This is a genomic window from Pseudoalteromonas sp. NFXS39, from assembly GCF_040148775.1.
Classification (GTDB): Bacteria; Pseudomonadota; Gammaproteobacteria; order Enterobacterales; family Alteromonadaceae; genus Pseudoalteromonas; species Pseudoalteromonas apostichopi.
Genome location: NZ_JAGDEC010000011.1, coordinates 52,824 through 69,655, shown reverse-complemented (window position 1 = coordinate 69,655; position 16,832 = coordinate 52,824). Strand labels below are relative to the sequence as shown.

12 protein-coding genes and 1 riboswitch are annotated in these 16,832 nt (G+C 42.0%); of the genes, 7 read left to right on the top strand and 5 right to left on the bottom strand.

From position 1 onward, the window contains the following. Positions 1-68: 68 nt before the first annotated feature. Genes J3455_RS17860 through dapA form a run of 4 tightly spaced genes read right to left on the bottom strand, consistent with a single transcriptional unit; the run spans position 69 to position 4,037 of the window. Entirely contained in the window at positions 69-1,187 is a 1,119-nt protein-coding gene (locus tag J3455_RS17860) for a succinylglutamate desuccinylase/aspartoacylase family protein (protein WP_239977793.1), read from the bottom strand. A 5-nt stretch (positions 1,188-1,192) separates the two neighbouring features. Continuing rightward, on the bottom strand, positions 1,193-2,398 hold the full coding sequence (locus J3455_RS17855) for a PLP-dependent decarboxylase (protein ID WP_349562122.1): 1,206 nt from the start codon (positions 2,396-2,398) through the stop codon (positions 1,193-1,195). Continuing rightward, a complete protein-coding gene (locus J3455_RS17850; protein WP_130049985.1) occupies positions 2,398-3,138 on the bottom strand; it encodes a 2,3,4,5-tetrahydropyridine-2,6-dicarboxylate N-succinyltransferase in 741 nt (246 codons plus the stop codon). Before J3455_RS17850 ends, J3455_RS17855 begins: the two co-directional genes overlap by 1 nt. A 14-nt stretch (positions 3,139-3,152) precedes the next feature. Next, entirely contained in the window at positions 3,153-4,037 is an 885-nt protein-coding gene (gene dapA / locus J3455_RS17845) for a 4-hydroxy-tetrahydrodipicolinate synthase (RefSeq protein WP_130049984.1), read from the bottom strand. Between the two features lie 137 nt (positions 4,038-4,174). After that, a riboswitch (Lysine riboswitch) is annotated at positions 4,175-4,371 on the bottom strand. A gap of 183 nt (positions 4,372-4,554) precedes the next feature. On the opposite strand from dapA, the gene J3455_RS17840 reads away from it, so the two are divergent. The 7 genes from J3455_RS17840 to J3455_RS17810 all read left to right on the top strand — a co-directional run bounded on the left by J3455_RS17840 (position 4,555) and on the right by J3455_RS17810 (position 14,546). Beyond that, positions 4,555-5,250, top strand: a complete 696-nt coding sequence (locus J3455_RS17840) for a DNA-3-methyladenine glycosylase I (RefSeq protein ID WP_130052214.1) — start codon at positions 4,555-4,557, stop codon at positions 5,248-5,250. 8 nt (positions 5,251-5,258) lie between these two features. Continuing rightward, positions 5,259-6,671, top strand: coding sequence for a protein adenylyltransferase SelO (locus tag J3455_RS17835; protein ID WP_167659059.1), 1,413 nt, complete (start codon positions 5,259-5,261; stop codon positions 6,669-6,671). Positions 6,672-6,996: 325 nt separating this feature from the next. Beyond that, positions 6,997-8,055, top strand: a complete 1,059-nt coding sequence (locus J3455_RS17830) for an OmpA family protein (RefSeq protein ID WP_130049982.1) — start codon at positions 6,997-6,999, stop codon at positions 8,053-8,055. A gap of 451 nt (positions 8,056-8,506) precedes the next feature. Beyond that, positions 8,507-9,577 carry an OmpA family protein gene (locus tag J3455_RS17825; protein WP_130049981.1) on the top strand — a complete coding sequence of 357 codons (1,071 nt, stop codon included), beginning with the start codon at positions 8,507-8,509 and terminating at the stop codon, positions 9,575-9,577. Positions 9,578-9,871: 294 nt separating this feature from the next. Further along, positions 9,872-12,469 (top strand): bifunctional aconitate hydratase 2/2-methylisocitrate dehydratase, encoded by a 2,598-nt coding sequence (gene acnB / locus J3455_RS17820; protein ID WP_130049980.1) that lies wholly within the window; start codon positions 9,872-9,874, stop codon positions 12,467-12,469. Positions 12,470-12,665: 196 nt separating this feature from the next. After that, the gene (locus J3455_RS17815) at positions 12,666-13,298 is read left to right on the top strand and encodes a 2OG-Fe dioxygenase family protein (RefSeq protein ID WP_054563473.1); all 633 of its coding nucleotides are present in this window, start codon (positions 12,666-12,668) and stop codon (positions 13,296-13,298) included. A gap of 9 nt (positions 13,299-13,307) precedes the next feature. Continuing rightward, positions 13,308-14,546, top strand: coding sequence for a cysteine desulfurase-like protein (locus J3455_RS17810; protein WP_349562121.1), 1,239 nt, complete (start codon positions 13,308-13,310; stop codon positions 14,544-14,546). 114 nt (positions 14,547-14,660) lie between these two features. Here the strand turns inward: J3455_RS17810 and J3455_RS17805 are convergent, their stop codons facing one another. After that, the gene (locus tag J3455_RS17805) at positions 14,661-16,703 is read right to left on the bottom strand and encodes a glycoside hydrolase family 97 protein (protein ID WP_349562120.1); all 2,043 of its coding nucleotides are present in this window, start codon (positions 16,701-16,703) and stop codon (positions 14,661-14,663) included. Positions 16,704-16,832 lie beyond the last annotated feature (129 nt).

The window sequence follows — 16,832 nt, the reverse complement described above, 5'->3', positions numbered from 1 at the left end:
CTTGGAGCTCTACTGTAACGGCCTAAGGGCATAAGCCGTCGACTCTCACGCAATGAGAAGGTGTGAGCTTATAGCTCAAATATGTTTGTAAAAAACTTATAAAGTTCAGTACCTTGATTCACGCTTGCTGAAGCAAAATGCAAAATAGCGATGGCGTCTTTATCAAAACTTAATGTTTGAAGGGGTTGCTCAGAAAGGTAGCGCTCCATTCGTAAAATGTGGGCTATAGGCTCGCCTGCTTTTACATGGCCTCCAAGCGGGGCAAGATATTCCACCATGCCACCCATAGGCGCATAGTAAGCAACATAATCTTCAAGCATACAGGCATAGCGTGTTATCGCTTTTGGTTTATAAGCAGCATCCACAAATACCTCTTTGTGAGTGAGGTAACTTAAAATACTATTTGCATCTTCAAGGGCTGCACTTAAATCGATTTTTTCTTGGCTACCTAATTCAACGGTAAATGCTTCAACTTGAACTGCAAATTCACGGCCTTGTTTGGCAAGTTCTTCAGAAAGCGACCACCAAGGACAGAAGCTCGCTTCATCCATCGCTCCATCAAAGTCACTTGGGATCAATAAGATATGTTCAATGTTGAAATAGCTTGCGCTGTCTTTGGCATATTCTGGGCAATAGAGGTGCTGACTTGAGATAGGTCCTGTGTGTAGGTCTAAAACAATATCCGCCTGATGCGCAAGCTTTTGCAGGTTCAGAGCAATGCGCTTACCTGTTGTTAAGCTGTAGTCAGGACCGGTTAGTTGGCTGTCGATGTCAGTAACGAGTGCCTCTTTGAATGCAGCTTTAAGAGTCGCATCATCACTGCCTTTGTGCAGTTCAGCAATCTGTGAGGGTAATGCTTTGTTAAAGCGGTACATGCGGTTCCAGTTGGTACCAGTAATTGGATCGAAGCGACCTAGAGTAAACTCACCTGATTTTTGGTTACAACCAATTGGGTTGGCATAAGGCACAAGAGTAATGTCGCCACGTAGCTTTAGAGATTTTAGCTGTTCAAGTAACTGATAAATTACTGCATTACCTTGTACTTCTGCGCCATGCATATTAGCTTGTATATACACGCTTGGTCCTGTGCCATCGCCTTTTAAGCGATACACAGGGATTGTCAGTGGAAGGCCGTTGGCAATCTCGCCAACCACAATATTCTCTTGGCTGATTAGTTCTTTACTCATGGCGATTACCTTAAATAATAGCTAGCATCTTCAACGCTACGGATGCACTCAATACTGCCTTGTTCAAGGATGTATTCAGCCGCTAATTCGTGGCATAAAAAGTACGGCATACTTTCGGTAAAGCCGTATGCGCCACACTGGCTGAATACCAACCAGTCTTGCTCATTTAAATCGCTAGCTAAGAGGTGCTCACCTAAGCAATCAAGCGCGGTGCAAAGTGGGCCGTATAACGTCATTGCTGAAGGCTCAGCCGTCGATTCGCGTAGTAACGCCGCAGGAAAATCTTGGCTTGTCACAGCTGGGCGAAGTAAATGGTTAATACCGCCTGATAAAATCACCTGCTGTTGATTGTAATTTTCTTTACGCTCAACAATCGGCGTTACGTAATGACCACATTCGCCCACTGCATAGCGACCAAGTTCCATCCAAAGCTCATTGACACCGGCATCCGCTTTAATGCTCGCCAGAGTCTCGATAAGTGCAGACCAATCAAGTCGGTTAGCATCTTGAGTATAAGGAATGCCTAGGCCACCACCCAAATCGAGAACATTAAGGTTAATATTTAATGAGTTAGCGAGTCGTTGTAATGGCTCAATCATGGCACGCCATAGCTCAGCGAGTTTATCGGTGCTGAGCATGTTGCCCCATTGGAAAATATGCAGACCATCAAAGTTAAGTGCTGGGTAATTACTTACTGTTAGTGCTTGCCATTCATCACAGCCCAAACCAAAGGGGGTGAGACTATCGCCGCCAAGTGGGTTCTTTTCACTGTCTGGCCAACGTAGTTGTACACGCAATAATACTTGCAGCTGGCAATTTGCTTTTGTTGCTTGTTCGTTTAACCAGCGAACTTGGTTAATGCTCTCGGCCACAAAAGTACGTACACCGCGAGCAATAAAATGTGAAATTTGTTTAGGGCTCTTTGCAGGCCCAGTATTGAGCACGCGCTCGCTATCGATGCCTTGAGCAAGTACTTGCTCAAGTTCACCTTTACTTGCAACATCAAAATTAAACCCTACGCTGTCTAAACATTGAATAATGCGAGACAGTGGGTTGGCCTTGACTGCGTACCAAAGTTTCACATCGGTTTGCGCCGTCAGTTGATTTAAATGTGCAGTTAATTTATCTAAATCATAGATAAAAAATGGCGTATCAAGGTGCGTTGCTACTTGTTCAACTGCTTGCTTGATGGGCGTGCTCATAAAGCTCATTAACGTAAAACCTCTTCTAACAGTAATGATGCATCGCTTTGTTCATCTCGGTATTTCACGATCAATGCACAAGACATGCTTAGGCCTTGCTCACGAGCCCATGCGTTTGAAGCAGGACGAGAACCTGGGATCACAATCGCGTTTTCTGGGATTGCTTCACCTTTGTTTAGCTGGCGCTCATTAATACAGTCGTAGACTGGAATGGTTGCAGATAAACGCACACCCGGCGCAAGTACCGCGCCTCTTTTCACAACTACACCTTCAACAATTACGCAGCCTGCGCCGATGAATGCATCATCCTCAATAACCACTGGGCTTGCACCAATAGGCTCAAGCACGCCACCTAATTGTACTGCTGCACTTAGGTGAACATTTTTACCCACTTGTGCACATGAACCCACTAATGCGTGGCTGTCGACCATAGTACCTTCGTCGATGAACGCGCCAATATTCACATACGCTGGTGGCATAATAATAGTGCCTTTAGCAACGTGTGCACCACGACGAACACTGCTACCACCTGGTACCATACGTACGCCTGCATCTGCTGCAAAGCCTTGTGGTGCTAAGTTGTGCTTATCAACAAAACCACCTGGGAACTCGGTGTTAGTGCCATTTTTAAATGCTTCTAAAATGCCTTGTTTAACTTCAATATTAGCATGCCAGTTGCCGTTCTCGTCTTGTGTTGCTGCGCGAACTGCGCCTGATTCTAAGTTGTTTAATAATTCTAACCAGCTCATGATAAAACCTGTTTTTAGTTCCAAGATAAAATAGTGTTATTTGCGTGGGTGATGCCGTCTGTTTGCTCAAGCTCTAAATGCGTAAGTGGCGGACGTAAATGCGGGGTATTTATTTTACCTTGCAGGTGCATCAGTACTTTTACGGGGATTGGGTTTGCTACAGCAAATAGACTTTGAATTGCTTGCGACCAATCAGTGAATAGATTTGGGTATTGACCACTTAAACAGCGTTTAACAAACTCATGGGTTTGGCTTGGCCAAGCATTAGCGGCAACCGAAACTAAACCTTTTGCACCGGCTTGAGCAAAATACGGCATAAGTGCATCATCGCCACTGAAAATGGCAAGTTTTGGCGATGCCGTTCTAAAGCCTTCAAACTTGCTAATATCGCCGCTGGCTTCTTTTAAAGCCCAAAGGTTTTTGTGGTCGGCAAGGTTTTTAATTACCTGTGGTGAAATTTCAACTGCGCTGCGCCCTGGTACGTTATACAACATACAAGGGTGATGACTTGCGTTAAGTAGGCTTTCAAACCAATGTGTTTGACCCACAACACCAGGTTTTGCATACAGAGGTGAGCCTAACAGGTAGCCATGAATTGGCAGCTGATTGCAGTATTCAACCCATGCAATTTGCTGCTTTAGGTTCATGCCACCCACAGCGATCATCAGTGGCACACTCGGTGCCAATTGGCAAACATGCTCGACAATGGCTTGTTGTTCTTTAAGTGAAAGCGCTAGTCCTTCACCGGTACTGCCAAGCAATAAAATGCCGTTATTTGCGGCTTGCTGTTCAGTGACCAGTTGCTCTAGGGCCGTGTAATCGACCTCGCCAGATTCAGAAAATGGCGTGACAAGCGCTGTCCATAATGGATAGTCATTTAAATCAAAATTGTTGATCATCTCTCACGAACTTATAAGGTATTCGAAGAGTATATGCGGGAACATTTGAATGGGGCCGCATGTCGTCATTCGAACAAGGTATAATTCGAAGAGCGAATGGGCTTAAAATAATAAAGACGCGACGGCCTTATTATACTAAGACCAGAAGCTCTCCACCAAACTAATCAATAGCGCTTTGCTATTGTTGGTGACAGTCGCTGGGATTCAGCCCAGTCGCCCGAAATAAGCACCTCACAAACGGTGTTACTTCTCGGCGTTAATTCCCCTCACGTATGATCAACAGAGTCTGTGCTCTTCCCATACGTTACCTGAATAACGCACCTCTTCCAGCCCTTTATGCTCGCTTTTAAGGTAAAAGCCAACATAGTTAAATAGGGTATTGGAGGCGATTAAAGCATTTTAGCCATCTAGGTGTCAAGCTGATGAGTTTGTTTTTTAGTGACCAATTTTGCAACATGGTTACGTATAACCGTGTTTTTACGTACACTTAGCGTTAACCAAATAAATTGGAAAAATGATGGAAAAATTTAACGATATTTATCAGCGAGCCGTATCTCGAAAGGGTAGCGAAGACATGCTGCGTGCACTGCTATCAAACCCGCTCGATGATACTGATATTGCCAAAATGCATGATGATTTATGGTTAGAAGAGTTTACTCGTAAAATCTTTCAAAGTGGTTTTTATTGGTCAGTTATTAACAATAAATGGGCTGGTTTTTGCGAAGTGTTTTGGGATTTTAGCATTGAAAAATTGTTAATGATGCCGCCGGATATGCTCGAGCAAAAAGCCAGTGATGAACGAATTGTTCGTAATTTTAAAAAAGTACAAACAATCCCTGAAAATGCGTATATGATCCATGAAGTCGCGGAGAAACATGGCAGCTTTAGTCAGTTTATTGCTGACTGGCCAAGTGATAATATTATTGGGTTATGGGCTTATCTCAAAAAGCATGGTGCACGTTTAGGCGGGAATACTGGCCCATACGCTTTACGGGCGCTAGGTAAAGATACCTTCTTGCTTTCTCGTGATGTAGAAGCCTACTTGCGTGCCCACGAGTTGATAGACGGTGGCTTACAAACTAAAAAGTCACTACAGTCAGCGCAAAACTTCTTCAATGAATTACAACAGCAAAGTGGCTATAGTCTGCAGGCACTTAGTCAGCTTGTTGCCTATGGTGTAGGTGATAACCGCGTAGGTGTAGCAACGCGTTAAGGAAAATTATGAAACTGCAACCTCGATACACAGACATTAGTGAACTGCTCACGATTGAAGATATGCCTAGTGCTGTAGCTGAGCCTAAATTGCTACTGTTTAATGATCAGTTAGCTGATAATTTTTCGATTAATCATGACAGCGAGTTTTTAGCTAAATTCTTAACTGGTTCAACAATAAGTAACGACGTTGCACCAGTTGCACTTGGTTACTCAGGTCATCAATTTGGTCATTTTTCACCGCGTCTGGGTGATGGCAGAGCACATTTACTTGGTGCTATTGCAGATCAAGATGGCACATTGTGGGACTTACAGCTAAAAGGCGCTGGCGCAACTGTATTTTCTCGTGGTGGTGATGGTCGCTGTGCAATTGGTCCTGCGGTGCGAGAATATATTATGAGTGAAGCTCTTAATGCTCTAGGTATTGCTACTACACGTTGTTTAGCAGTCGTTGCTACCGGTGAAACCGTATATCGCCAACCGCCTCGTACAGGCGCCGTAGTTACTCGTTTAGCTAAAAGTCATATTCGTGTCGGCTCATTTCAATACTTAGCAACGCAAGGGGATATTGAAGGGCTAGAAAAGCTGGTCGATTACGCAATTAATTGTCATTTCTCTGAAATTAGCAGTGCTGGTGAGCAACGCTACATTGAGTTTTTAACTGCTGTATTAGATAAACAAGTTGAGCTGGTCGTAAGTTGGATGCGAGTTGGCTTTATACATGGTGTAATGAATACCGACAACACTTTGATTAGTGGTGAAACTATCGATTATGGCCCATGTGCGATGATGAACCAGTTTGACCTAGACACGGTGTTCAGTTCGATTGATCACCAAGGGCGCTATTCATTTGGTAATCAGCCCAATATTGCCAATTGGAATGTTGCGCGTTTAGCTGAAAGCTTGATTCCTTTATTTGATGAGCAAGATGGTGCCGTAGAAAAACTTTCGTCGGTTGTGAATGGTTTTGCTGATAAATTTAATGATGCATTTAATGCTATGTGGCAGCAGAAATTAGGGTTAGCAGGTCAGCAAGAAGGTGATCATGTTTTGGTTTCAGAATTACTTGCTTTAATGAAGCAGCATCAACTCGATTATACCAATACATTTAATGCACTCACTGAATCTTTAGTAAGTGATTTTACTGTGGATTGTAGGTTGAAAGGGTGGGTTTTAAAGTGGAAGCTAAGAACAACTGCTGAAAGTTACAGCGTCATGAGAGCCGTTAATCCTGCAGTCATCCCGCGTAATCATAATATAGAAAGCATAATAGCTGAATTTGAAAAAGCAGGTAGTAGCTTATTATTAAATGATTTTCTTGAAGTGATTTCAGAGCCATACACATACTTTAAAGAACATCAAAGTTGGTACGAGTTGCCAAGTGATGGTGACAAAAACTATCAAACTTTCTGTGGCACATAAATGATAGTTACACCTCTGAAAGAAAAAAGTTATTTATCGCTTTAAAATGTTCGTAGATTGAGCAGGACATTGACTGGTGATATCATTGATTTAAAGTAAATTATTGCTTTAAGTGGTGTTACACTACTATGCTGGTAGTTTGGAAGTTTTAATTAGTATAAATTGCCACTGAATAGATTACTTTTATTAATAGTAAAGTATTAGTAAATATAAAATATAGCTGTTTATAAAATTTCATTAAATTAGTTTTTAAGCTGCTATATAGTTTTAAGTACTCGAAATACATTAGCTTCAATAGCTTTATTGTGAAAATGGGAAGGAAATAATGAAACTAAAATCACTTACTATTGCGTTAGCACTTGCTGCAACTAGTACAACAGGCTTCGCTGCCGAAAAAGAAGGTTTTTATATTGGCGCATTCGGCGATTACTATGATAACTCTTGGGAAAATGTTCGCGATTATCCGCCAGGTGGATTAAATGTAGATGATTCAACTGGATGGGGTCTGGAATTAGGTTATCGTTTTAGCGATTATTGGAGCGCTCGTTTAGAGTACGCTGATATGGACTTCGATTGGAATGCAGAGCTTAATGATGGCACATCTGTAAGTGGTTCAGAAAGCGGCAAGCGCTACGGTATCGATGCGCTATACCATTTAGGTGGCGGCCCTTTCTACGGTATTTTCGGTCTTAAAAATCTGGATGCAGTTGACGAAGATCTAATGTTCGCAAACGTAGGTGCTGGTTACCAGCACTACTTCACAGATAACTTCGCTTTTAATGCTGAAACATCTTTATACCAAGGTCTTGATCGTGGTTATACAGATGTTGGTGCTAAACTGGGTATTAGCTATATCTTTGGCGATCAAAGTGCGCCTGCTCCGGTAGAGCCTGCACCTGTAGTCGCTGCACCAACTGACAGTGATAATGACGGTGTAATGGATGCAGATGATCAGTGTGCAAACACACCGATGACTGATGCTGTCGACAGCACTGGTTGTACTCTATATGAAGAAAAAGAGGCAACTATAACTTTACTAGTTACGTTCCCGCATGACGTTGCAGAAGTACCTAATCAATACTTTAGCGACATTGCAGATGTTGCAGCCTTTATGAAAGAAAATGAAGGTACTTCAGTAGTACTTGAAGGGCATGCATCAGCAGTTGGTGACGCTGATTACAACATGATGCTTTCTGAAAAGCGTGCTAAAGATGTTGCTGAAGAGCTAGTTAAAGACGGCATTTCTTCAGATAGAATCTCTACGGTTGGCTATGGTGAAGAGCGTTTGAAAAATAAAGCGTATACACTTGAGGCACATGCAGAGAATCGTCGCGTAGAAGCTCAAATCACGAGCGTTGAAAAAGTTAAAGTACTTCGTAAGTAAGTTATTATATTTAAGGTAGAAATTCCTTATTTAATTAATAATATATAACTAGGGCCGGACTAATTTTATTAGTCCGGCCTTTTTTGAATGAAATTCAATATTTACTTTCCTAAGAAACAAGTTAATCTTAATTTGTACCAATTTTAGATGTAATAACCATCATATATTGATATGAATCACCTAATCAAAGTTCAAATTATTGTAGTATGGTGTTTAATCACCTTGTTGAATTATTATTAGGTTATATAATTATTTTTAATGACGTGTAATTTGCACCAGTCCGACATGGATTATTAAGGTGCTTTATGTCGCTGTATTTAGTTGATGCTATGGAATTATAAAAATTTACTAGTTGTTTGAGTTTATTAAGTTTGGATTAATTACTCATCACCTATCTTGACTGAGTGTAGGCTACACTGCCTTTAGTTACTAAAATGGAAGGGAATGAAACATGAAACTAAAATCACTAACTATAGCTTTAGCGCTTGCTGCAACAAGTGCTTCAGGTATCGCTGCAGAAAAACAAGGTTTTTATATAGGCGCATTTGGCGATTATTATGATAACTCTTGGGAAAATATCCGTGACTATCCACCTGGCGGTTTAGATGTAGATGACTCAACTGGGTGGGGTTTGGAATTAGGTTACCGCTTCAGCGATTATTGGAGTGCTCGTTTAGAATATGCTGATATGGATTTTGACTGGAGCGCTGAAACCACAGCCGGTACCACTGTAAGTGGCTCTGAAAGTGGTAAGCGTTACGGTATTGATGGCTTATATCATTTTGGCGGTGGTCCTTTCTACGGTATTTTTGGTTTAAAAAATCTTGATGCTGTTGATGAAGATCTAATGTTTGCTAACGTAGGTGCCGGTTACCAACATTACTTCACCGATAACTTTGCATTCAACGCTGAAACATCTTTATATCAAGGTCTTGACCGTGGTTACACAGATGTTGGTGCAAAGCTAGGTCTTAGCTATATATTTGGTGATCAAAGCGCTCCTGCTGAGCCAGTAGAGCCAGCTCCAACTGTCGTTCCTGTAGCTGTTGAGCCAGTAGATAGCGATGGAGATAATATCCCAGATGCTGATGACCAGTGTGCAAATACACCAATGACAGATGCTGTTGATGGTACTGGTTGTACATTGTATGAAGACCGTGAAGTGTCTAAGACTTTACTAATCACATTCCCTAACAATACATCTAAAGTATCTCAACAATACTTAGACGATATTGATGCTGCTGCTGCGTTTTTGAAAGAGCACCCAGGAACAGACGTAGTACTTGAAGGTCACTCTTCGTCAGTAGGTAAAGCTGACTACAACAAGTGGTTATCTAAAAAACGTGCTGATGCTGTTGCTAAGAAACTAATTGAAGATGGCATTGACCCAATGCGTCTTACTACTGTTGGTTTAGGTGAAGAGCGTCTTAAAAACCCAGCAAATACGCCAGAAGCTCACGCTGAAAACCGTCGTGTTGAAGCGAAAGTGACTGTTATTGAGCGTGTTAAAGTAGAGCGTTAATCTAACCCTTTACGCAAATTTTAAAACCCAGCCTAGTGCTGGGTTTTTTCATTTTAAAGCCCTAGAAATTGATAGATAGGAATGATTCTTAATAAATATTCATTTGAATAGCGTTTTTTTCTAGTACTATTCATGCTATTTATAGTGAGTATTAAAGCCTCTAACTACAGCATGGATTTTCATCTATACTTAAAAGCTTTATAATTAACCGTCAGAATACTATAAGTACTGGGTCTTAATTGGTATTTAGCTTACTACTACCGAGTACTTTCACGTCACCAAGAGGGCAATATTGTGCTACAAGAATATCGTAAACACGTAGAAGAACGTGCCGCGTTAGGTATCGTACCAGCGCCATTAGATGCTCAGCAAACGGCTGATCTTATTGAACTAATCAAAAATCCACCGGCAGGCGAAGAAGAATTTATTGTTGATCTTCTAGTTAATCGCGTACCACCAGGTGTTGATGATGCTGCTTACATCAAAGCAGGTTTCTTAGCTGCAGTTGCAAAAGGTGAAGCGAGCTCTCCACTTGTATCAAAAGAAAAAGCAGCTGAGCTACTTGGTACTATGTTAGGTGGTTACAACATCGCACCTATGATTGATCTTTTAGATGACGAAGCGCTAGCACCAATCGTTGTTAAAGGTTTATCAAACACATTATTAATGTTCGATGCTTTCTACGATGTAGAAGAAAAAGCGAAAGCAGGTAACGAGTTTGCTAAGCAAGTAATCGAATCTTGGGCAAATGCTGAGTGGTTTGTAAACAAGCCTGCAGTTGCTGAAAAAATCTCAGTTACAGTATTCAAAGTAACTGGCGAAACAAATACTGATGACCTTTCTCCTGCACCTGATGCATGGTCACGTCCTGATATTCCACTACATGCTTTAGCAATGCTGAAGAATGAACGTGATGGCATCAATCCTGACAAACCAGGTGAAGTTGGTCCAATCGCACAGCTAGAAGAGCTTAAAACGAAAGGTTTACCTCTTGCATACGTTGGTGATGTAGTTGGTACGGGTTCTTCTCGTAAATCTGCAACTAACTCTGTACTTTGGTTCATGGGTGATGATATTCCTCACGTACCAAACAAACGCGTTGGTGGTGTATGTTTAGGTGGTAAAATCGCTCCTATCTTCTTCAACACAATGGAAGACTCTGGTGCGTTACCAATTGAGCTACCTGTTGATGAGCTAAACATGGGTGACCAAATCGATATCTTCCCATACGAAGGTGTTGTTAAGCGTCACGGTACAGATGAAGTTATCTCTACTTTCTCTCTTAAATCAGACGTAATTCTTGATGAAGTTCGTGCTGGCGGTCGTATTCCACTTATCATCGGTCGTGGTTTAACTGATAAAGCGCGTGCATCACTAGGTATGGAAGCTGAAGATATCTTCCGTAAGCCAGCTCTTGTAACTGATTCTGGTAAAGGCTTCACATTAGCTCAGAAGATGGTTGGTAAAGCATGTAACATGCCTGGCGTACGTCCTGGTCAATACTGTGAGCCGAAAATGACAACTGTTGGTTCGCAAGATACAACAGGTCCTATGACGCGTGACGAACTTAAAGATCTAGCGTGTTTAGGTTTCTCTGCAGATTTAACAATGCAGTCTTTCTGTCATACGTCAGCTTATCCTAAACCAATCGACGTAAATACTCACCACACACTTCCTGATTTTATCATGAACCGTGGCGGTGTATCACTACGTCCAGGTGACGGTGTAATCCACTCATGGTTAAACCGTATGTTATTACCAGATACAGTAGGTACTGGTGGTGACTCGCATACTCGTTTCCCTCTAGGTATTTCATTCCCTGCGGGTTCTGGTGCGGTAGCATTCGCAGCAGCAACTGGTGTAATGCCTCTTGATATGCCAGAGTCAATCTTAGTACGTTTCAAAGGTGAAATGCAGCCAGGTATCACATTACGTGACCTAGTTCATGCTATCCCTTACTACGGTATCAAAGAAGGACTTCTAACTGTTGAGAAGAAAGGTAAAATCAACGAATTTTCTGGTCGCGTGCTAGAAATCGAAGGTGTTGAGCACCTAACTGTTGAGCAAGCTTTCGAACTTTCTGATGCGTCAGCTGAACGTTCAGCTGCAGGTTGTACAGTTAAGCTTTCTAAAGAGTCTATCGCTGAATACCTAGAGTCAAACATCGTAATGCTTAAGTGGATGATCTCTGAAGGTTACGGTGATGTGCGTACTATTGAGCGTCGTATCAATGCAATGCAAGAGTGGTTAGCTAACCCTGAACTTATGGAAGCTGATGCTGACGCAGAGTACAAACATGTACTTGAAATTGATCTTGCTGACATCAAAGAGCCAATCCTTTGTGCTCCAAATGATCCTGATGATGCACGTCTTCTTTCAGACGTAACAGGCGAGAAAATCGACGAAGTATTCATCGGTTCTTGTATGACTAACATCGGTCACTTCCGTGCTGCAGGTAAATTACTAGATGGCTTCAGTGGTCGTATCCCAACTCAACTTTGGGTTGCACCACCAACGAAGATGGATAAAGACCAGCTTACTGACGAAGGTTACTACGGTATCTTTGGTCGCGTAGGTGCACGTATCGAAACTCCAGGGTGTTCACTATGTATGGGTAACCAAGCACGTGTTGCTGATAAAGCAACTGTTGTTTCTACCTCTACGCGTAACTTCCCTAACCGTCTAGGTACTGGCGCGAACGTATTCTTAGCATCAGCAGAGCTTGCTGCAGTAGCAGCAATCCTAGGTAAATTACCTACACCTGCTGAGTACCAAGAGTATGCAGATAAGATCAATGCAACGGCAGCTGATACATATCGTTACCTGAACTTCCACCGTATGCCTCAATACACTAAAAAGGCAGACCAAGTAATCGTTCAACAAGCTGTTTAATTAGAGATAAATTAAATTGCAAGAAAAGCCCGCATTAAGCGGGCTTTTTATTTTAGATAAAATTTCTAAATTACTTGTTTATTCGATCTTAAAACTACATAAACAATCATTGCTGTTTACATAATAACGCAAAAATTTCCTATCAATTGCATTAAAATCCTCGCCAATATTCTCAACGTATTAAGGCGAGATCTAAATGACTACATTAAACAACCAGAACCTTCTACAACTTCGTTTTGTAAGCCAAGCGCATATTGACGCAGTAAAACCTTCTTTTGCTAACCTACCTGCGAATCCATACGCAGATGGTGAGTTTCGTAAGCGTCGTTATTCAGTAATTAAAGTTGTTGATGGAGAATTAAAATTACAACCAACAAAAGCATTCGTGCAAGATGACTCAATTAATACCTTTCAAGGTAATGTTGAGCGTACTTATGAAAATCTAGAAGATAGCTTATTAGCGACTGATGGCATGAAGCAAATCGTTAATCAGTTTCGTGATATGACAGGTATTAGCGATGACCGCGATATTGAAATTCACCAATTTAGAATGCTTGCTATCGACAGCGACACACCTGCTGCGCCTGAAGGTGTTCACCAAGATGGTTTTGATCACGTTTGTGTATGTGGTGTATCACATGAAAACCTAGAAGGTGGTGAGCTACTTGTTTATGAGCACCAACAAGCTGAGCCATGTTTCAAAATGGAAATTAAGGACGGCATGTTTGCGCTTATTAATGACCGTGAAGTATGGCATAACGCAACCCCAATGAATAAATTAGACGCAAGCAAAGAAGGTTACCTTGATTGCTTCGTACTAACTGCGTAAGGGTATATCATGAACTTAACGCAATTACGTCGCCAATTCCCTGCGCTTATGCAACAAGTTGCCGGTCAGTCACCGATTTTCCTTGATGGCCCGGGTGGCTCTCAAGTGCCACAGTCAGTTTTAAGTGCCATGACTGCTTATTTGGGTTACTACAACTCAAACTTAGGCGGTGCATTTTTCTCAAGTGACAAAACAGTAGAGTTAATGGCAAACGCTCGCCAAGCTGCAGCCGACTTATTAAATGCGCCATCTAAAGAGCAAATCGTGTTTGGTGCAAACATGACAAGCTTAACGTTTAGCTTTAGCCGTGCAATCTCGCGTGATTGGACTGCAGGTGATGAAATTATCGTCACCAATGCTGATCACTTCTCAAATGTATCATCTTGGCAGCAAGCTGCTGAAGATAAAGGTGCTACTGTAAAAACAGCCCTTATCAACGAAGCTGATTGCAGCTTAGATATGGCACACTTGGAAAGCCTTTTATCTAACAAAACAAAGCTTGTTGCAGTGACATATGCATCGAACACTACTGGCTCAATTAATGATATTAAACGCATCGTTGAACTTGCACATGCTGTTGGTGCGCTAGTATATGTTGATGCCGTTCATTATGCACCTCATGAGCTTGTGGATGTACAAGCACTTGATTGCGACTTCTTAGCCTGCTCTGCGTACAAGTTCTTTGGCCCTCACCTTGGTATTGTATATGGCAAACGTGAGCACCTAGAAGGTTTCACGCCATATAAAGTTGAGCCTGCAAAAGATGTTGCGCCAGGTCGCTGGGAAACTGGAACACAAAGCTTTGAAGCATTGGCTGGCTTAATTGCTGCTGTGGACTACATTGCTGCAATTAGTGAGCTTGATGATAGTCACTCACGCCGAGATAAATTAGCTGCTGCATTTGCTATCACTAAACAACACGAAATGGCATTAAGTAAGCATTTCTTAACGCGTTTGGCTGATTATCCGCGTATCAAGTTGTTCGGTATTGATGCTTTAGATCGTTTATCTGAGCGTACACCGACTTTTGCACTAACTTTTGCAGGCATTGAGCCACGTATTGTTTCTGAGTTTTTAGGTAAGCAGCACATTTGTGTGTGGGATGGTAACTTCTATGCCCAAGGCTTATGTAAGCAGCTAGGGGTATTAGAAACCGGCGGCGTAGTTCGCATTGGTTGTATGCACTACAACACTATAGAAGAGCTCGATAAAGTTTTTGATTTATTTGATCAATTACTAGCAGAGTAAGTTGCTAGCTTTAAGCCCTAAATGATAAGTTTTAAGCAGCCTGACAGGGCTACTTTTTTATGCCAATAAAAAAGCGCGACATCAAATGCCGCGCTTTTCATAATTTTTAGCAACTTACATCGCTTTAAATCGAATCGCTGTGCCGCCACTGGTAGCAAGCTTTAACGTCAACTTATCATCAGCAGTAACAATGCGTTTTTCTACTTTTAAGTCGTAAGGGTTATTAACCCACTGTGCTTTATCACCGTCACGGTAGATTTGCGCTTCAAACTTTTTGCCTTTATCTAAGAAGTCTAATTTCACTTCTAAAGTGCGGGCTTTTTCGTCTGTGACAGCGCCTAGATACCAGTCGTTACCTGAGTATTGCTCACGCTTGCGCTCTTTACGTGCAAATACAACGTAATCGCCAACTTCGCCTTGTAGTGCAATACTTTGTTGCCAATCAGTTGGTACGTCCTGAATAAACTGAAATGCATCTGGCTTGGCCAAGTAATTACGTGGTAAATCAGCGGCCATTTGAATTGGGCTGTACATTACAACATATAGCGCTAATTGCTTCGCTAGAGTTGTTTGTGGGCGATTGGTATCGGCACCTAGACCGTTAAAGCCCATATCAAAAATACCTGGTGTGAAGTCCATTGGGCCGGCAAGCATACGGGTGAAAGCAAGCATTGGAATGTGCTCAGGTGGGTTCGGCGGTGTACCCCATGCGTTAAACTCTTGGCCACGAGCACCTTCACGAGCAATCCAGTTCGGGTATGTACGACGTAGGCCAGTATCTTTTACTGGCTCATGCGTATTGATACTAATCTTATGCTTAGCAGCAAGTTTCACGTTGTATAGGTACTCGTTTACCATGAACTGACCATCGTGCCATTCTTTACGCACAATGCCGTTTTCATCGATACGCTTGATGTTACCACCGTCAGCTACATAACCTGTTTTAACTTGGCTTACATTTGATTTTTCATATAACGCAAATGCAGCTTCCATTTGGTTACGGTAGTTAGTCACGTTACCTGAAGTTTCGTGGTGACCAATTAATTGCACGCCTTTTTCTTTGCCGTAACGTGTTAGCTCTTCAATATCAAAGTCGTCATAAGGTTGAGTAAAGCTAAATACATCACCGTTATAAAACCAGTCGCCATCCCAGCCAATATTCCAGCCTTCGACTAGCACGCCATCAAAGCCATATTTAGCAGCAAAATCCATATAATATTTAGTGTTTGCAGTGGTTGCACCATGAATTTTACCGCTACCCCAAGTATTTTCATTGATGTGCATACCCCACCAAATACCTACGTATTTACCCGGTTTAACCCAAGATACATCACCGAGTTTATTCGGCTCGTTTAGGTTTAAGATGATATCAGAATTGATTAAATCAACGGCTTCATCACCAATTTGAATTGTACGCCAAGGTGTATTGAATGCGCCGTGCTTTTTAACTGCTACACCGTCTGACCAAGGTGTTAAATCTGCTTGGAAAGTACCATCACGACGTTGATTTAAAACCATGCCTGCATAATCAACAAGGGCAGCTTCGTGAATACTGATATGCACACCCTCTTTATTTTTTAAAGTAAATGGTGTGTGCACAAGTGCGGCTTTATGAAGTGGGGTAGTGTTATAAACATACTCATAACGGTTCCAACCTCGGGCGGGGATCCACCAAGCTGTTGCATCTGATGAATCTGTAATAGCAAACTCTGTAAGCTCTTTAGTGATTTCTACATCATCATAGCCAGCTTGTTTTGGTAATTCGTATCGAAAACCTACACCATCATTAAAAGCGCGAAAACGTACTGTAAACGTGCCACCTTGTGGTTGTGGCTTTTTAAAGGTAACAGCGACTTCGTTATGGTTATCAACTACCGTTTGGCGTTCACCCCAAGGTTGCTCCCAGCTGCTTTTTACCGAATCAGTGGTTTGGCTGCTAATTTTGTAACCTTCGCTCATTGCTGGTTGTTGTTTAAAAACAAGGCCTAACGAAGAGTTAGCAATGACTTGTTTACCTGCAAAGCTGATTTCGTAGCTAGGTGTGTGTTGCTCATCTGAGATAGTTACTTTGATCTGCCCATCAGGTGAACTGACGGTTGTGGTTTGTGCTAGGCAAGTACCTGAAAAGGCTGCTAACATTAAGGCAGTTAATCGCATTGTTGTTCCTTGGCGGCTTATGGTTATGGATTGTTGTCACGTATTCACATACATCCTTAAAGCATAAAGTGACTTGCCGGTTAATACGAGAGATCTGCATACGTATTCAACAAAGTGAACGTTGCGATA